The following is a 16,843-nucleotide window of genomic DNA, read 5'->3' as shown; positions in this document are numbered from 1 at the left end:
CAGGCGACCGGCGGACGCGCGGCTGCGGGGACCGCGGCTGCGGGGACCGCGGCTGCCGCCGGACGTGGGACTGCGGGGAAGGTGACCGCGGGCGGGCGCACGGCGGTCGATACGACGAGTGCCGCTGGGCGTTCTGCGGCTGGGCGTTCTGCGGCTGGGCGTACCGCGGCTGGGCGTACCGCAGTGGGGAAGGCGACCGTTACGCGGGCCGGGGCGGCCAAGCCGGCGCCGAAGCCGGCTCGTCCGATGAAGCCGACCACGGCCAAGCCGGCGCCGAAGCCGGCTCGTCCGATGAAGCCGACCACGGCCAAGCCGACCGCGCCGAAGCCGGCCGCTGCGTCGGCGTCCCGGAGCGGTGCGGTCCGGACGAACTCGGCTCGGGGTGCCGGGATGAAGGTCGCCTCGACGCGGACCGCCGGGGTCAAGACGGCGTCCGCCGGGCGGAGCGCTTCCGGTAAGAGCCGGCCGGTCACGCCGCGGCGTACGGCGGCGGCGATGAGCCCGATGCCGGGGATGACGACGGCGACGATTCCGGAGCCCACGCCCGCGGCCGATATGGACGATGACATGCCGCTCGCGCCGGCGCCGAAGATGTCCGAGGCGACCAGGTCGGGCATCGCACCGACCCGGAAGACCACCGGCCGGCGCGGCCGGGACACGGTCATGCCCGCGGTCATCGGGTCGATCAGCGGTATGCCGGTGATCACGCCCGAGGCGGGCAAGAATAGTACGGCCGCCAAGTCCACGGCCAAGACGGCTCGGACCGCCACGAAGACCGCGGCTAAGTCGGCCTCGCGGGCCACGACGGCCGCGGGTAAGGCGGTCAACGCCGCGCAGGAGGTTGCGCCGCGCACGGCGGCCGCGAAGAAGGCGGCCACCAAGGCGACCGCGGCCGCGAAGACAGCGGCGGCCCGTACCTCGGCGGCCCGTACCTCGGCCGGCCGTACCTCCGCGGCCCGTACCTCCGTGGCTCGGAGCGCGGCGGGTAAGACGACGACGGTGGCGAAGACGGCGGCCGGCACGGCCGGCACGACCGGCACTGCCGGCACGAAGGCGGTGGCGGCCCGGACCGCCGCCACGAAGACCGCGGTGGCCAAGACGGCCGCGGCGAAGACGGCCGCGGCGAAGACTGCCGCGGCGAAGACTGCCGCGGCGAAGAGCGCCGCGGCCACGACTGCGGCGAAGAAGGCGACAGTGGCCAAGACTGCGGCTGCCAACATGACCAAGAAGGCGCCTGCCACCAAGATGGCGGCCAAGAAGGCTCCGGCCAGTAAGGCCGCGAGCCGGGGGGCCGGCACGGCCCCGGCCAGGACGGCGGCCAAGAAGGCGCCGGCTACTGCTACCAAGGCGACGGCGGCCAGGGCCACCGCGGCCAAGGCCACCGCCAAGAAGGCGGCGACCAAGGCCACCGCTACCAAGGCGAACACTACTAAGGCCACCGCCATCAAGGCGACCGGGACCAAGGCGACCGGGACCAAGGCGACGGCGGCGCGGACGGTGGCCAAGACGGCCAGCCGGGCGGCCAAGGCCAGCGCGACCGCGGCCACCACCGCGACGATGGCGCGGTCGGCGGCGAAGACGGCCGTGTCCAAGACCGCCTCGGCCAACCGGAGTGCCGCGAAGGCGGCCGCCGGTAAGTCCGGGACGGCGACGGCCAACCGCACCGCGGCCAAGTCGGCCGGCGGGTCGGCGGCGTCCAGGACGGCGGCGGCGAACCGGGCGGCGGCCCGTGCGGCCAGTGGCTCGGCGAACGCCGGGACCGCGGCAGCCAACCGGGCCGCGGCCCGCTCGGCCGGCGGCTCGGCCAACGCGAAGACGGCGGCGGCGAACCGGGCCGCGGCCAAGTCGGCGACCGGCTCGGCGAACGCCCAGACCGCGGCGGCCAACCGCGCGGCGGCCCGCTCCGGCGCGACGGCGTCCAAGCTCGCCGCGGCCAACCGCACCGCGGCGAAGTCGGCCGGCGCTTCCGCCTCCAAGCTGGCCGCGGCCAACCGGAGTGCGGCGAAGTCGGCCGCGAGCCGGGCCGGCGCCGATGCAGCCACCAAGATCGCGATGCCGAGGGCGGCGAAGAGCATCGCCAAGGCGGCAGCCACCAAGGCGACCGCGGCGGAGAAGGCGGCGGCCAAGTCGGCTCCGGCCAAGAAGGCGACCGCCACCCCGACGGGCGCGACGAAGGCCACCGCGACGAAGGCCACCGCGACGAAGGCCACCGCGGCCGGTTCGATGGCGGGCAAGGCGGCCAACACGGCGACCCGGGCCGCCAAGACGACGGCCCGCGCCAAGGCGACAAACGTCGGCAAGGCGGCGACGACGACCAAGAACTCGGCCACCAACGCCGCCAAGGTGGCCACGGCCACCACGGCCGCCGCGGCCCGCAAGGCCGCGGCCGGCAACACCGCCGCGGCCCCGCGCAAGACCGCGGCCCGCAAGGCCACCGCAAAGCGCGCCTGACCGCAACACCCCATCCGATGGCCACGCCCTTCCGGCGTGGCCATCGGTGTATCCGGCGTAGCCGGGTGTGCGGCGAGGCCGGGCCCGGCCACGCGCCCAGGGGCTGCTGCCCAAGGGTTGCTCTTGTGCACATGCCGCGTGTGCGGCGTGGTCGGCCCAGCGACGGCTCCCTCGTGTGTGTGCCCGTCGTTGGCGTGGCCGGGTGCGTTTCGGGGTGGGGTGGGGCTGGTAGTAATGGGGCGTGCCGATCAAAAGGGTTTGGGCGCCGCAGATCGACTTCTCGGCGCTGCGGCGGGAGCTGCGGCTTCCCGGTGAGTTTCCGGCGGCGGTGATCGCCGAGGCCGAGGCTGCGGTGGGGGCGGATGCGGCGGCGCGGGTCGATCGGACGGACGTGCCGTTCGTGACCGTTGATCCGGCCTCCTCGCGGGACCTTGATCAGGCCATGCATCTTGAGCGGCTCGGTGGCGGCTATCGGGTGCGGTATGCGATTGCCGACGTTGCCTCGTTCGTCCGGCCGGACGGGGCGCTCGCGGCCGAGACCTGGGTTCGGGGGCAGACGATCTATCTGCCGGATGGGCGGATTCCGCTGCATCCGGAGGTGCTCAGTGAAGGGGCGGCCAGTCTGCTGCCGGATGTCGAGCGGCCGGCCGTGCTGTGGACCATCGACCTCGACGCCGACGGCGCGATCGTCGACGTCGGGCTGGAGCGGGCGCGGGTGCGCAGCCGGGCCAAGCTGGACTACGACGGGGTGCAGCGGCAGGTCGACGCCGGGACGGCGCCGGAACCGCTCGCGCTGCTGCCGGAGCTCGGGGCGCTGCTCGCCCGGCGGGCCGCCGACCGGGGCGCGGTCAACCTGCCGCTGCCCGAGCAGGAGGTCGAGCGGGACGGCGCCGGCTGGCGGCTGGTGCTGCGGGCGCCGCTCGCCGTCGAGGAGTACAACGCGCAGATCTCGCTGCTCACCGGCATGGCCGCGGCCGGGCTGATGCTGCGCGGCGGGGTCGGGCTGCTGCGCACCATGCCGGCGCCGAAGCCGGAAGCGGTGGCCAAGCTGCGCGCCGCCGCCGGGTCGCTCGGCGTCGGCTGGCCCGAGGGCGCCTCGGTCGGGGCGGTGGTCGCCGCGGTGGACCCGGCGACGCCGCGCGGTGCCGCCTTTCTCGACCAGGCCGCCGAGCTGCTGCGGGGCGCCGCCTACACGCCGTTCGACGGCACGCCGCCGGCCGAGACCGGGCACGGCGGGGTGGGCGCGCCGTACGCGCACGTGACGGCCCCGCTGCGGCGGCTGGCCGACCGTTACGCGACCGAGGTCTGCCTGGCCCTGGTGGCCGGTTCAGCGGTGCCGGAGTGGGCGCGGGAGGCGCTGCCCCGGCTGCCCAAGGCGATGGGCGACACCGACCGGCTGGCCGGCTCGGCGACCCGGGGCGCGATCGACCTGGCCGAGGCGGTGCTGCTGAACGGCCGGGTGGGCGAGACGTTCGAGGCGGGCGTGGTCGACCGCGACGACCCGGGCCGCAACCGCCCGCCGGGCGGCACGGTCGCCCTCGACGACCCGGCGGTGCGGGCCCGCTGCCTCGGCGACCTCCCACTGGGCGAACGCATCCGGGCCCGCCTGACGATCGCCGACCCGGCCACCCGCAAGGTCGAGTTCGAACACACCGCCTGAGACCGGGACCGGCGCGACCGGCCGGCCCCGCGCGTGGGCCGGCCTGCCCGGCCCACCAGGACCGCCCGGATGGTGGCGGCAGGGAGGGTGAGTGGGCAGCGCCCGGGCGCGGCGGCGGGGACCGGGCGTGACCTCGTACTCAGAAAAAGGTTTTAAGCGATGCAGGCGCAGATGATCAGCGCGGCGCCGAAGTGGGTGGCAGCCGAGACCATGGCGCCGCCGTGGCGGTCGGGGGTGCAGATGACCTCGCCGAGCTTGCCGGGGGTCATCCAGTCGAGCACCAGGAAGGCCAGGCCCATGATGGCGATGCCGACGATGCCGAAGATGACCGTCGAGGCCAGGCCGTCGGCGAACGAGTCGTAGCTGGTGAAGATGGCCGTGAAGACGATCAGGGCGATGCCCAGCTGGTTGGCCGCCAGCAGTAACGCGGCGTTCGGGTTGCGCTCGGACCAGATCAGGTCGCGGAGCTTGCCGGGGGTCAGGATGTCGATCAGAACGTAACCCAGGGCCATCAGGCCGATCCCGACCAGGCCGAACACGATGCTGCGGCCAGCACCTTCGAGCAGATCTTGCAGCACGGTCTCTCCTTCAGCGGGCAGTCAGGAGAGACCGTACAAGAAGATCTCCACAGGGTTACAGAGCGCCCAGATAACGTTGCCGCTCGTAGGGGGTGACCTCGCGCCGGTATTGCTCCCATTCGGCCTGCTTGTTCCGCAGGAAGAAGTCGAAGACGTGCTCGCCGAGGACCTCGGCGACCAGCTCGGACTTGCTCATCACGTCGATCGCCTCGGAGAGGTTTTCCGGCAGGGCGTCGTAGCCCATCGCCTTGCGCTCGGCCGGCGACATCGACCAGACGTCGTCCTCGGCGCCCGGCGGCAGCTCGTAGCCCTCCTCGATGCCCTTCATGCCGGCCCCGAGCATCACCGCGAAGGCCAGGTAGGGGTTGGTCGCCGAGTCGATCGAGCGGACCTCGACGCGGGCCGAGTTGGGCTTGCCGAACGCGGGCACCCGGACCAGGGCGGACCGGTTGAGGTGGCCCCAGCTGACGAACGCGGGGCTCTCGGTGATCGCGTTGGGCAGCTGGAGCGGGAACAGCCGCTTGTACGAGTTGACCCACTGGTTGGTCACCGCGGTGTATTCCCGGGCGTGCACCAGCAGGCCGGCGATGAACGCGCGGGCCGTCTTGGACAGCTTCTGCGGGTCGTCGGCGTCGAAGAACGCGTTGCGCTCGCCCTCGAACAGCGACAGGTGCGTGTGCATGCCGCTGCCGGGCTGGTCGGTGTAGGGCTTCGGCATGAAGGTCGCGCGCACCCCCTGGGAGAGCGCCACCTCCTTGACCACGTGCCGGAACGTCATGATGTTGTCGGCCGTGCTCAGCGCGTCGGCGTAGCGCAGGTCGATCTCCTGCTGGCCGGGGGCGACCTCGTGGTGGCTGAACTCGACCGAGATGCCGATCCGCTCGAGGGCGAGGACGGCCTGGCGGCGGAAGTCCCGCGCCACCGAGTGGGTGGTGTGGTCGAAGTAGCCGCCGGTGTCGACCGGGATCGGCAGCGAGCCGTCCAGCGGGCCGTCCTGGATCAGGAAGAACTCGACCTCGGGGTGGGTGTAGAAGGTGAAGCCCTTCTCGGCCGCCTTGGCCAGGGCGCGGCGCAGCACGTGCCGCGGGTCGGCCCAGGCGGCGCTGCCGTCGGGCAGCAGGATGTCGCAGAACATCCGGGCGCTCTCGCCGGAGACGCCGCCCTCGAACGGGAAGACCTGGAACGTGGTGGGGTCGGGCATGGCGACCATGTCCGACTCGTAGACCCGGGCGAAGCCCTCGATCGCCGAGCCGTCGATGCCCATGCCCTCCTCGAAGGCACTCTCGAGCTCGGCCGGCGCCACCGAGACGCTCTTCAGCGTGCCCAGCACATCGGTGAACCAGAGCCGGACAAAACGGATGTCGCGCTCCTCGAGAGTGCGAAGCACGAACTCCTGCTGTCGGTCCACGTTCACTCCTGGTAGTGGGGCCTTGACGGGCCAGTCTTCACTGGCGTCATTACGCCGAGATTACGCTGACCTGGGGTCCTTGCGGCGTCCCGGGGTCGCGATAGTCACGCCGTCCGTGGGGAAGAATAAGACGCATGCCCACGCTACGGATCGCCCTGGCCCAGGTGAACTCGACGGTTGGCGACATCGCCGGCAACGCGGCGGCGATTCGCCGCTGGTCCCGGGAGGCGGCCGACGCGGGGGCCCAACTGGTGGCCTTCCCGGAGATGATGCTGACCGGCTACCCGATCGAAGACCTGGTTTTCCGGGACTCATTCGTCGAAGCCTCGATCTCCGCCCTGACCGCGCTGGCGCAAGGTTTGGATCAAGACGGCCTCGGCGATCTGGCCGTGGTGGTCGGCTATGTCGACGCCGACGGACCGGCCGCGACCAGCTCGGACGCAACCCCTGGACATGGGCGCCGGGATGCCTCGGCGCTGCTGTTCGGCGGGGAGGTGGTGGCTCGCTACTACAAGCACCACCTGCCCAACTACGGCGTCTTCGACGAGGACCGGTACTTCGAGCCGGGCAACTCGCTGACCGTGGTGCGGTTCGGCGGGGTGGACATCGCGCTGACCGTCTGCGAGGACATCTGGCAGGCCGGAGGGCCGTTCACCGCGGCGCGGCGGGCCGGGGCGGGGCTGGTGCTCAACATCAACGCCTCGCCGTACGAGCTGAACAAGGACGACGTGCGGCTGCCGCTGGTGATGCGGCGGGCGGCCGAGGCCGGGGCGACGGTGGCCTACGTGAACGCGGTCGGCGCCCAGGACGAGCTGGTGTTCGACGGGGACTCGATGATCGTGACGGCCGGGGGCGATCTGCTGACCCGGGCCGGGCAGTTCACGTCGGAGCTGTTGATTCATGATCTGCCGTTGCCGGCGGCCGACGCGAAGCCGAATCGCGCGGAGAAGACCGGGGCCGCCCCGTTGCCGATCGTCGAGCAATGGATCGCCGACGACATGGAGATTGTCCGCATTTTTCTGGATAAAACGCCTAGGCCCTCGCACGGCGGGCGCCGCGACGGTGGCATCGCGGAGCGGGTCGTCGACGAGGCCGAGGTCTGGTCGGCCCTGGTGCTCGGCCTGCGCGACTATGTCAACAAAAATGGTTTCAGATCGGTCATTCTCGGGCTGTCCGGCGGGATCGACTCGGCGGTCGTCGCGGCGATCGCGGTCGACGCGCTCGGCGCGGAAAGGGTCTTCGGCGTCTCGATGCCCAGCGGCTACTCCTCGGGCCACTCCCGGGACGACGCGGCCGAGTTCGCCAAGCGCACCGGCGTCGACTACCGCACCGAAGCGATCCAGCCGATGGTCGACGCGTTCCTGGCCAACATGGCCCTCTCCGGCCTCGCGGTGGAGAACCTGCAGGCACGGGTGCGCGGCGTGATCCTGATGGCGCTGTCGAACCAGGAGGGCCACCTCGTCCTCACCACCGGCAACAAGAGTGAGCTCGCGGTCGGTTACTCGACGCTCTACGGCGACTCGGTGGGCGGCTTCAACCCGCTCAAGGACGTGCCCAAGACGATGGTGTGGCAGCTGGCCCGCTGGCGGAACACCCAGGGTGACGCCCCGATCCCGGAGAACTCGATCACCAAGGCGCCGAGCGCCGAGCTGCGGCCCGATCAGAAGGACTCCGACTCGCTGCCCGACTACGCGGTGCTCGACCCGATCATCAAGGGCTACGTCGACGACGACCTCGGGCGGGACGCGCTGATCGCCGCCGGCAACGACCCGGCCCTGGTCGACCGGGTGCTGCGGCTGGTCGACCTGGCCGAGTACAAGCGCCGGCAGTCGGCGCCCGGGCCCAAGATCTCCGGCAAGGCGTTCGGCCGCGATCGTCGCCTTCCGATTACCAACAGGTTTCGGGAAGGGATGTGAGAACCTCCACTTACCCCTGACTTCCGGCCCTTGCGCGGTGCGACCATTTACCGCACCCGGGGACCGCATCCGAGCGGCCTCGAGGGCAAAGGAGAAGGACGATGCAGGAGATTCCCACCCTGTACGGCGGTCCGGCCACCCGACGGGTCCGCACCCGCGACCTCATCGCCGCCAAGTCCCGCGGCGATCGCTGGCCGATGCTGACCTCCTACGACCAGTACACCGCGTCGATCTTCGACCAGAACGGCGTACCGGTCCTGCTGGTCGGTGACTCGGCGGCCAACAACGTGTTCGGCCACGAGACCACCCTGCCGATCACCGTCGACGAGCTGCTGCCGCTGGTCCGCGCGGTCGTCCGGGCCACCAAGACCGCGCTGGTGGTCGCCGACCTGCCGTTCGGCAGCTACGAGGAGGGCCCGACCCAGGCCCTGCGCACCGCCGTCCGGTTCATGAAGGAGGGCGGCGCGCACGCCGTCAAGCTCGAGGGCGGCCGCCGGGTGGCGCCGCAGATCGAGGCCCTCACCGGCGCCGGCATCCCGGTCATGGCGCACATCGGCTTCACCCCGCAGAGCGAGCACACGCTGGGCGGATACCGCGTCCAGGGCCGTGAGAACGAGGGCGCCGAGGTGCTGGCCGACGCCCGCGCGGTCACCGAGGCGGGCGCGTTCGCCGTCGTCCTGGAGATGGTCCCCGGCGAGGTCGCCAAGACCGTCACCAAGGAGCTGCCGATCCCCACGGTGGGCATCGGCGCGGGCCCCGACACCGACGCCCAGGTGCTGGTCTGGCAGGACATGGCCGGCATGCGCACCGGCCGGATGCCGCGCTTCGTGAAGCAGTACGCCGATTTGGCGGGCGCTCTGGGCGACGCGACGCGCCAGTTCGCGGCCGAGGTCCGCGGCGGCGAATTCCCCACGGCAGAACACACCTTTTAAACCTTTTTGAGTACGACGTCGCCCGGTCCCGTGTTTCACGGGCCGGGCGCTGCCGTCCCACCCTCCGTGCCGCCGCCATCCGGGCGGGCCCGGTGGGCCGGGCAGGCCGGCCCGGGCGGCGGGTCACGGCCGGTCCCGCCGGTTCCGCCGGGGTTCAGCTTTCGTGGGCGGTGCGGCCGAAGTCGCTGATCGCGGTGCCGCCGGAGCGGCGTATCTCCGGGATGTCCTCGATGATCGCGGTGGCGACCATGATGACCACCACCGCGGCCAGCTGGGCGATCGCCATCTGGTGGCCGAGCGGGATGGTGGCCGGCACGACCAGCGCGGCGACCAGGCGGTGGTAGACGCCGTGCAGGCCCAGCCGGGCCAGGAACGCCGCGTGGCCGAGCAGGTAGACCGCCACGCCGCCGCTCAGCGTCACCGCCTCGCCCCAGTGCAGGCCCTCGAACGCGTGCCCGACCGTGGTCTTGATGCCGACCGCGGTGATCACGATGCCGAGCAGGATCGGGTAGTGCGCGTAACCCCAGGCCTCCAGCGCCCGGCGCGCCCGGCGGGCCGGGTCGGTGATGGCGGCCAGGGCGTGGGCGGCCCGGGCGTCGTCGCCGGAGAAGTAGAACCACCACAGGTAGTACGCCACGCAGAGGGCGAGCACCGCGGTGAGGATCGCGCCGCCGCCCAGGTGCATGCCGTGGAAGCCGGCGCCGATCGACAGGATCGACTCACCGATCGCGATGATCACGACCAGCCCGTGGCGCTCGGCGAAGTGGCCGGCCGCGATCGTGTGCATCTCGGCGCGGTGCACGTAACCGCCGGTGATCTGCAGGATCGGGGCCAGCACCCAGAGCAGGTGCCGCCACGGCTCGTCGACCAGGCTGCCGCCGAGCACGAGCAGCGCGGCCACCAGGTTGAGCGGGGTGAGGATCTTCATCGCGTCGCGGGCGCCCGGCCCGGCCGTGCGGAACAGCACCGAGTGCACCACGTTGACGACCAGGTAGCTGACGCCGAACAGCCAGCCGTACTCGCCGAAGGCCTCCGGGATGGCGAGCGCCATGAGCAGGAAGCCGGCCATGCCGGTGAGCAGCAGCGTGCGGCGGGTAGTCGAGTTGGGCGCCACCGCGTTGGTCAGCCAGGCGTAACCCGAATACATCCACCAGACCACGGCCAGGATCAGCAGCACGTTGCCGAGGGTGCCGAAGGTGAGGTGCTCGGCGAGCGTCTCGGACAGCTGGGTGATGGTGAAGACGAAGACGAGATCGAAGAAGAGTTCCAGCGTCGACACCCGAGGGGCGGCGACCGAGGGCTCGGACATGGACGGCAGCTTAGAGTTTTGTCGTACCCCCGGCCTAGCGTGTTTTTCGTGAACCGGACCGATCGTCTTTACGCCCTGGTCGAGGAGCTGCGCGCGGTCGCGCCGCGGCCGCGCAGCGCGCGCTGGCTGGCCGACCGCTTCGAGGTGAGCGTGCGCACCGTCGAGCGGGACATCTCGGCGCTGCAGCAGTCCGGCACCCCGGTCTACGCCGAGACCGGCCGCACCGGCGGCTACTGCCTCGACCGCGCGCACACGCTGCCCCCGGTCAACTTCACCCCGAGCGAGGCGGTGGCGATGGCGGTCGGGCTGCACGGCCTGGCCGGCTCGCCGTTCCACGCCGCCGCGGCCACCGCCCTGCGCAAGCTGGTCGCCGCCATGCACGCCGACGACGCGGCCCGGGCCCGGCAGTTGGCCGGCCGGGTGCGGCTGGCCGCGCAACCACCCGCGGCCGAGATGCCGCGCGTGCTGGCCGACGCCCTGTCGATGCGCCGGGTGCTGCGGATCCGCTACGCCGACAAGACCGGCGCCGGCTCGGTGCGCGAGATCGAGCCGCTCGCGTTCGTCGGCATGCCCACGTATTGGTATCTGGTGGCCTGGTGCCGCCTGCGCCGGTCGGTGCGGGTCTTCCGCACCGACCGGATCTCCTCGGTCGCGGTCACCGCCGAGGTGCCCCCGCCGCGCGAACTGCTCCCCGGCGACCTCGACGTGCCCGGCGACCGGATGAGCGAGCTCAGCCTGGCCTGAGGCTCAGAGCTCCGCGAAGCTCTTGATCCCGGCCGCCTTGAGCAGCTCGGCCCGGGTGTCCGGGCAGGTCTTGGCGGCCTGCGCGTCGACCACGTCGCCGCTGAGCTGGTCGAGGTGGTCGTCGTAGAGGTTGGCGATGCTGATGCTCAGCTGCGCCATCGCGCCGACCTCGGAGCCGACCGCCTTGATCCGCGGCGCCTCTTTCTTCAGGTGCGCGCAGAGCGCCTCGGCCGAGATCGGCGCGTCCGCGCCCGCTTTGTCGGCGGGAGCTGCGGCGTTGCCTGCGGCGTTGCCTGCGGCGTTGCCTGCGGCCGGGGCGGCGGTGTCGCTGCCGGTTACCTTGCACCCGGTCAGCGCCAGCGCCGCCGCCAAGCCGACGCACACCAGTGCCGGTCGAACTCGCATCGCCCACCTCGTTCGGTCCGGGAGGCGATCGTCCGCCTCCAGGACCACAAGGGCAGCACCGCCGGCCAAAGAACCGCCAAAGGACTAGTTGTTGGCGCCCGGGGTGTAGACGCCGAGGTGGTTGCCGCTCGGGTCGAGCAGGTGGGCGAAGATCAGGCCACCGCCGCCGTCGCGCGGCGCGACCAGGATCTTGCCGCCGGCCGCCTCGGCCCTACGGCAGGTCTCGGCGGTGTCGGCGACGTTGACGAAGAAGATGGCGTGGCTCGCCGTGCCGCCGTTGGTGGTGTCGGCAAGGCCACCGGCCGGCCCACCGGCCCCGGGCGTGCTGACCAGGCGGTAGCCCGGGGTGTCGTCGTCGTTGCCGAAGCTCCAGCCGAAGACATCGCCGTAGAAGCGCTCGGCCACGGCCGGCTGGTCGGTGCCGATCTGGAACCAGTCGACCTTGTTCACTGCGGACATCGGATAACTCCCTCGGTGTTGCGGGTTGATGGGTCCACCCTCGCTTCCGGCCGCGACAACCTCCTGTCGGTGTTTCCGGACGAGTCGGGTACTAGCCTCGGGGGCGTGGGAATCGCACTTGTCATCGAGAACGACCCGTCTGACGACCTGCGGCGGCTTGGCGAGTGGCTTACCGAGGCCGGGCTCGAGCTGAGCGTGCTGCGGCCGCATGCCGGGGACGCGCTGCCCGAGACGCTCGACGACTACCAGGCGCTGGTGGTGCTCGGTGGGGACCAGAGCGCCTACTCGGCGGCCGACGGCACCCCGGGCGCGCCCTGGTTCGCGGAGCTGGAGGGGCTGCTGCGCAAGGCGGTCCGCAACCGGGTGCCGACCCTCGCGGTCTGCCTCGGCGCCCAGCTGCTGGCCCAGGCGCACGGCGGGCTGGTCGAGCGCAGCACCTCGGGGCCGGAGATCGGGCCGGGGCTGGTCGGCAAGCGCGACGCGGCCGACACCGACCCGCTGTTCAAGTGGGTGCCGCTGCTGCCCGACGTGATCCAGTGGCACGCCGACGAGATCACCGAGCTGCCGCTGAAGGCGGTGCTGCTCGCCGCGTCCAGCCGCTACCCGCACCAGGCGTTCCGGCTCGGCGACCGGGCCTGGGCCGTGCAGTTCCACATCGAGTGCGACATCGAGATGATCGAGGCGTGGGCGGCGAGCGACGCGGCCACTCTCGACGAGCTGGGCTACGACGCCGAGGCGGTGGTCTACGCGATCGCCGACATCCTGGCCGACGTCGAGGAGGTCTGGCAGCCGTTCGCGGCCCGGTTCGCCGCGCTCGCCCTGGGCACGCTGCCCGACGCCGACATACCCAACCCGGGCAACATCCGCACCCTGCCGCTCCTGGGGCAGTGACGTGACGCGGCCCAGCCGGCTCGCCCGGTACGGCTTCGCCGACAACGGTGCCCGCGCCGCCGACCTGCTCGGGCCGACCGGCCTGCGGCTGTGGGACGGCGAGGCGCAGGGCCCGGTCGGCACCGACGCGGCCGAGCTGATCCACTCGCTGTCCCGGGCCGCCGACCCCAACCTGGCGCTGCGCCAGCTGCACCGGCTGGTCGACGCGGCCGCCCGCGCCGCGGCCCGGGCCAACGGCGGGCCGGCCATCGGCCCCAGCGGCGACATCAGCACCAACGAGGCCACCGACGAGCTGTTCGAGGCGCTGTTCCGCGATCACGGCCTGCGGCGGCGACTCGTCGCGGTGCTCGGGGCGTCCTCCGCGCTCGGCGATCACCTGGTGGCCAACCCGGACGACTGGCGGGTGCTGGCCACCGGCAAGACCGGGATGCCGCCGAGCGCCGAGGGCCACCTGGAGGTCGAGGGCGAGCCGACCGTGCCGGCGCTGCGCCTGGCGTACCGGATCTCGCTGCTGCGCATCGCCGCGGCCGACCTCACCGGTGGGCGGGGGCTGGAGCCGACCATGGCCGCGCTGTCGCGCCTGGCCGACGAGACGCTGTCCACGGCGTACGAAATAGCGCTGGCCGGACTCCCGAAGAGCGTGCCCGAACCGCGTCTTGCCGTTGTCGCCATGGGCAAGTGCGGCGGCAACGAGCTCAACTACGTCTCCGACGTGGACGTCATCTTCGTCGCGGCCGGCGACGAGGACCTGAGCACCGGCACCACGGTGGCGGCCCGGCTCATCGAGATCTGCGGGCAGGTGGCCTGGCCGGTCGACGCGGCGTTGCGCCCCGAGGGCAGCCGTGGTCCGCTGGTCCGCACGCTCGCCAGCCACCAGGCCTACTACCGGCGGTGGGCGCGGACCTGGGAGTTCCAGGCGCTGATCAAGGCCCGCCCGGCGGCCGGCGACCTGGCCCTCGCCCAGGAGTGGATCGACGATCTGGCGCCGCTGGTGTGGCACGCGGCCGAGCGGCCGGAAGCGGTCGCCGACGTGCGCGACATGCGCCGCAAGATCATCGAGAACACGCCGGCCGGCCAGGTGGACCGGGAGATCAAGCGCGGGCCGGGCGGCCTGCGCGACATCGAGTTCGCGGTGCAGCTGCTGCAGCTCGTGCACGGCCGGGTCGACGAGACGCTGCGGCACGGCGGCACCCTGCCGGCGCTGCGCGCCCTGGTCACCGGCGGCTATGTGGGCCGGGAGGACGGCGAGACGCTGCTGCGCGGCTACCGCTTCCTGCGCGGTGTCGAGCACCGGCTGCAACTGCAGAATCTGCGGCGTACGCACACCGTGCCGGACGATCCGGCCGGGCTGCGCTGGCTCGCCGCCGCCCTCGGCTACACCGCCCTGCCCGGCCGGGACGCGGTCGAGGCGTTCAAGTCCGACTGGGTCGGGCACGCCGCGCAGGTCCGCCGCCTGCACATCAAGCTGCTCTACCGCCCGCTGCTCGAGGCGGTGGCCCGGGTGCCGGCCGAGGCGCTGCGAATGACCGACGAGTCGGCCCGCAAGCGGCTGGCGATCCTCGGCTTCGACGACCCGGCCGCCGCGATCCGGCACCTGCAGGCGCTCACCGGCGGGGTGACCCGGACCGCCGCGATCCAGCGGACCCTGCTGCCGATGCTGCTGCAGGAGTTCGCCGACGCCCCCGAACCCGACCGCGGCCTGCTCAACTACCGGCACGTGTCGGACAAGCTCGGCAGCACCCCGTGGTATCTACGGCTGCTGCGCGACGGCGGCCCGGTGGCCCGCCGGCTGGCCCGGGTGCTGAGCCTCTCCCGGTACGCGACCGACCTGCTCATCCGCGACCCGGAGGCGCTGCGGCTGCTCGCCGACGACGCCGAGCTGGTGCCACGCAGCCGCGAGTCGCTGATCGTCGGCTTCGCGGCGACCGCCGAACGGCACTCCGACGACCCGGTCAAGGCGACCGCGGCGGTCCGTGCGCAGCGCCGCCGCGAGCTGTTCCGGCTGGCCTGCGCCGACATCCTCAGCAAGGCCGGCGAGCTCGCCCCGGCCCAGCCGATCGACGTCGGCAAGCTCGGCGAGGCGCTGTCCGACGTCACCGACGCCACCCTGAACGCGGCGCTGAAGGTGGCCTGGCGGGCCAAGCCCGGCCCGGACGGCCTGCGCTTCGCGATCATCGGGATGGGCCGGCTCGGCGGCTACGAGATGAGTTACCCGTCCGACGCCGACGTGCTGTTCGTCTACGACCCGCCGTCGGGCCGGCCGGAAAGTGAGGCGGCCGCCGCCGCGCACGCGGTCGCCGAGGAGTTGCGCCGGATGCTGGCCGCGCCCGCCCCCGACCCGCCGCTCGGCGTCGACGCCGACCTGCGCCCCGAGGGCCGGCAGGGCCCGCTGGTCCGCAGCCTCGGCGCCTACCAGCAGTACTACGCCCGCTGGTCGAAGGTGTGGGAGGCGCAGGCGCTGCTGCGGTCGAGGTTCGTGGCCGGCAACGAGTCGCTGGGCCGCGAGTTCGAACGGCTCGCCGACACCATGCGCTACCCGTCCGGCGGGCTGAGCCGGGAGCAGGTCACCGAGATCCGGCGGATCAAGGCCCGGGTGGAGACCGAGCGGATGCCCCGCGGCGCCGACCCGAACACGCACACCAAGCTGGGCCGGGGCGGGCTGTCCGACGTGGAGTGGGCGGTGCAGCTGTTGCAGTTGCGGTACGCGTACGCGGTGCCCGAGCTCCGCAAGACGCAGACCCTGGACGCGCTGAACTCGGCGGTGAAGGCGAAGCTGGTGGACAAGGTGGACGCGGCCGCGATGACGGCCGGCTGGACCCTGGCCGCCCAGGTCCGCAACGCGCTGACCCTGGTCCGCGGCCGCCCCACCGACCAGCTGCCCCGGCACGGCGTCGAGCTGGCCGGCACGGTGCTGCTGCTCGGCGGCGGCGACCCGGGCGAATTCGTCGACCGCTACCTGCGGCTGACCCGCCGCTCCCGGGCCGCGATGGAACGGGTCATGGATTCCTGAGCGCGGCCGGCAGCTTCTCGTCGTCGGCGACCTGGGCCGGCGAGAAGCTCCAGTCGTCGGTGCCGGCCCGCTCGACCGCGCCGGCTCCGCCTCGAACAGCCAGGCGCACACCTCGACGGGCCGGTCTGGTCGCTCGCCCACGAGCTAGGCGCGTCCTTCTAGAAAATCTATGTCTGAGTTAGTAGACATGCTCGCCGCGGTCGACTAATGTTCCTGATGTCGAGGACGAAGTAACAAAAAGACGCAGACGAAGAACCGCCTGTCAGGGGCGATGGGGCCGGACCGACAACGACCCGGCTCGAGAATGTGGCAGTGGATAGGAAATTGCAGGATCCCGGGGTTCTCGGGGGTGGCGGGGCCGACGTCAAGCATCAGGGCTTCGCCGCAGGAAGGAGTGTTCGTCGTACGTGTCAGGGGCCATGAAGTCGCGTGGGGCTCCGGCACCGGCGGACAGGTACGAAGAGATACAGATGTCAGGAAGTCAGAGGAAAGGGAGGGCTTTACACCGTTGGATCGCCCGCTGCCGGCCGCACGTATCGGGCCGGGCGCGGACACCGAAGTTTTCCATCGAACGAGAGGTGGTCTCCGGTCACGCTTATGCGATCCTCGCACCCGAAACCCTCAGCGAGGGCTGGTGTGGATACGACAAGCCGACGTTCCTGTCGGTAAATGGTGTTTCTGACCCGCAACCCTTGGGCCCCGGCGCTTTCCAGCGCCGGGGCCCTCGTGATGGAGGTGATGTGTGGCTCAACCGGACGACATGCTCGACGACGACGACTACCCCGCTTACACGATGGGCCGCGCCGCGGAGATCATCGGCTGCACGCCGGAGTTCCTGCGCCGGCTCGGCGAGGCGAAACTGATCGACCCCTTGCGGTCCGGTGGCGGGCACCGCCGCTACTCCCGCTACCAGATCCGGCTCGCCGCCCGGGCCCGCGAGATGTGCGACCAGGGCACCGACATGGCCTCCGCGGTACGGATCATCATCCTCGAAGACCAACTCGAAGAAGCCCTGCGGCACAACGCCGACCGTCAGGACCGCTGACTTTCGCGCCGCGGCCGGAACCAACGAGTCCGCCA

At 72.2% G+C, this 16,843-nt stretch carries 14 protein-coding genes; 8 read left to right on the top strand and 6 right to left on the bottom strand.

Annotation, left to right across the window (positions count from 1 at the left end; all coding sequences use genetic code 11):
* Nucleotides 1-246: 246 nt before the first annotated feature.
* Together Adu01nite_RS29390 and Adu01nite_RS29385 are read left to right on the top strand one after the other, a co-directional pair.
* Nucleotides 247-2,451 carry a hypothetical protein gene (locus tag Adu01nite_RS29390; RefSeq protein ID WP_203731426.1) on the top strand — a complete coding sequence of 735 codons (2,205 nt, stop codon included), beginning with the start codon at nt 247-249 and terminating at the stop codon, nt 2,449-2,451.
* A 241-nt stretch (nt 2,452-2,692) separates the two neighbouring features.
* The gene (locus Adu01nite_RS29385) at nt 2,693-4,111 is read left to right on the top strand and encodes an RNB domain-containing ribonuclease (protein WP_203731424.1); all 1,419 of its coding nucleotides are present in this window, start codon (nt 2,693-2,695) and stop codon (nt 4,109-4,111) included.
* Nucleotides 4,112-4,263: 152 nt separating this feature from the next.
* Here the strand turns inward: Adu01nite_RS29385 and Adu01nite_RS29380 are convergent, their stop codons facing one another.
* Nucleotides 4,264-4,689: a DUF350 domain-containing protein gene (locus Adu01nite_RS29380; protein WP_203731422.1), complete on the bottom strand. Its 426-nt coding sequence runs from the start codon at nt 4,687-4,689 to the stop codon at nt 4,264-4,266.
* 55 nt (nt 4,690-4,744) lie between these two features.
* Nucleotides 4,745-6,097, bottom strand: a complete 1,353-nt coding sequence (locus Adu01nite_RS29375; protein ID WP_203731420.1) for a glutamine synthetase family protein — start codon at nt 6,095-6,097, stop codon at nt 4,745-4,747.
* A gap of 134 nt (nt 6,098-6,231) precedes the next feature.
* Between Adu01nite_RS29375 and Adu01nite_RS29370 the strand changes: the two genes are divergently transcribed.
* Together Adu01nite_RS29370 and panB are read left to right on the top strand one after the other, a co-directional pair.
* Complete coding sequence (locus Adu01nite_RS29370) at nt 6,232-8,013, top strand: NAD+ synthase (RefSeq protein ID WP_203731418.1); 1,782 nt, start codon at nt 6,232-6,234, stop codon at nt 8,011-8,013.
* Nucleotides 8,014-8,114: 101 nt separating this feature from the next.
* Complete coding sequence (panB, locus tag Adu01nite_RS29365; protein ID WP_203731416.1) at nt 8,115-8,945, top strand: 3-methyl-2-oxobutanoate hydroxymethyltransferase; 831 nt, start codon at nt 8,115-8,117, stop codon at nt 8,943-8,945.
* A 154-nt stretch (nt 8,946-9,099) separates the two neighbouring features.
* On the opposite strand, the gene Adu01nite_RS29360 is transcribed toward panB, so the two are convergent.
* Entirely contained in the window at nt 9,100-10,254 is a 1,155-nt protein-coding gene (locus Adu01nite_RS29360) for a low temperature requirement protein A (protein WP_203731414.1), read from the bottom strand.
* 48 nt (nt 10,255-10,302) lie between these two features.
* On the opposite strand from Adu01nite_RS29360, the gene Adu01nite_RS29355 reads away from it, so the two are divergent.
* Nucleotides 10,303-10,998, top strand: coding sequence for a helix-turn-helix transcriptional regulator (locus tag Adu01nite_RS29355; protein WP_203731412.1), 696 nt, complete (start codon nt 10,303-10,305; stop codon nt 10,996-10,998).
* A gap of 3 nt (nt 10,999-11,001) precedes the next feature.
* On the opposite strand, the gene Adu01nite_RS29350 is transcribed toward Adu01nite_RS29355, so the two are convergent.
* Nucleotides 11,002-11,403 (bottom strand): hypothetical protein, encoded by a 402-nt coding sequence (locus Adu01nite_RS29350; RefSeq protein ID WP_203731410.1) that lies wholly within the window; start codon nt 11,401-11,403, stop codon nt 11,002-11,004.
* Nucleotides 11,404-11,487: 84 nt separating this feature from the next.
* A complete protein-coding gene (locus tag Adu01nite_RS29345) occupies nt 11,488-11,862 on the bottom strand; it encodes a VOC family protein (protein WP_203731408.1) in 375 nt (124 codons plus the stop codon).
* 105 nt (nt 11,863-11,967) lie between these two features.
* On the opposite strand from Adu01nite_RS29345, the gene Adu01nite_RS29340 reads away from it, so the two are divergent.
* Both Adu01nite_RS29340 and Adu01nite_RS29335 read left to right on the top strand, forming a co-directional pair.
* Nucleotides 11,968-12,753, top strand: coding sequence for a type 1 glutamine amidotransferase (locus Adu01nite_RS29340; protein ID WP_203731406.1), 786 nt, complete (start codon nt 11,968-11,970; stop codon nt 12,751-12,753).
* 1 nt (nt 12,754) lies between these two features.
* A complete protein-coding gene (locus tag Adu01nite_RS29335; RefSeq protein ID WP_203731404.1) occupies nt 12,755-15,763 on the top strand; it encodes a bifunctional [glutamine synthetase] adenylyltransferase/[glutamine synthetase]-adenylyl-L-tyrosine phosphorylase in 3,009 nt (1,002 codons plus the stop codon).
* Here the strand turns inward: Adu01nite_RS29335 and Adu01nite_RS48565 are convergent.
* Nucleotides 15,750-15,872, bottom strand: coding sequence for a hypothetical protein (locus Adu01nite_RS48565; protein ID WP_275414707.1), 123 nt, complete (start codon nt 15,870-15,872; stop codon nt 15,750-15,752). The two genes, Adu01nite_RS29335 and Adu01nite_RS48565, sit on opposite strands and share 14 nt — an antisense overlap.
* A gap of 651 nt (nt 15,873-16,523) precedes the next feature.
* On the opposite strand from Adu01nite_RS48565, the gene Adu01nite_RS29330 reads away from it, so the two are divergent.
* Nucleotides 16,524-16,808 carry a MerR family transcriptional regulator gene (locus Adu01nite_RS29330; RefSeq protein WP_203731633.1) on the top strand — a complete coding sequence of 95 codons (285 nt, stop codon included), beginning with the start codon at nt 16,524-16,526 and terminating at the stop codon, nt 16,806-16,808.
* Nucleotides 16,809-16,843: the final 35 nt, after the last annotated feature.

The organism is Paractinoplanes durhamensis (assembly GCF_016862175.1).
GTDB classification, from domain to species: domain Bacteria; phylum Actinomycetota; class Actinomycetes; order Mycobacteriales; family Micromonosporaceae; genus Actinoplanes; species Actinoplanes durhamensis.
This window is presented reverse-complemented; position numbering and strand designations above follow the sequence as displayed.

Coding starts and splice junctions, on each gene's coding strand:
- Adu01nite_RS29390 (WP_203731426.1), top strand. CDS start 247: ATGAAGCCGACCACGGCCAAGCCGGCGCCGAAGCCGGCTCGTCCGATG.
- Adu01nite_RS29370 (WP_203731418.1), top strand. CDS start 6,232: ATGCCCACGCTACGGATCGCCCTGGCCCAGGTGAACTCGACGGTTGGC.
- Adu01nite_RS29350 (WP_203731410.1), bottom strand. CDS start 11,403: ATGCGAGTTCGACCGGCACTGGTGTGCGTCGGCTTGGCGGCGGCGCTG.
- panB (WP_203731416.1), top strand. CDS start 8,115: ATGCAGGAGATTCCCACCCTGTACGGCGGTCCGGCCACCCGACGGGTC.
- Adu01nite_RS29360 (WP_203731414.1), bottom strand. CDS start 10,254: ATGTCCGAGCCCTCGGTCGCCGCCCCTCGGGTGTCGACGCTGGAACTC.
- Adu01nite_RS29330 (WP_203731633.1), top strand. CDS start 16,524: ATGCTCGACGACGACGACTACCCCGCTTACACGATGGGCCGCGCCGCG.
- Adu01nite_RS29345 (WP_203731408.1), bottom strand. CDS start 11,862: ATGTCCGCAGTGAACAAGGTCGACTGGTTCCAGATCGGCACCGACCAG.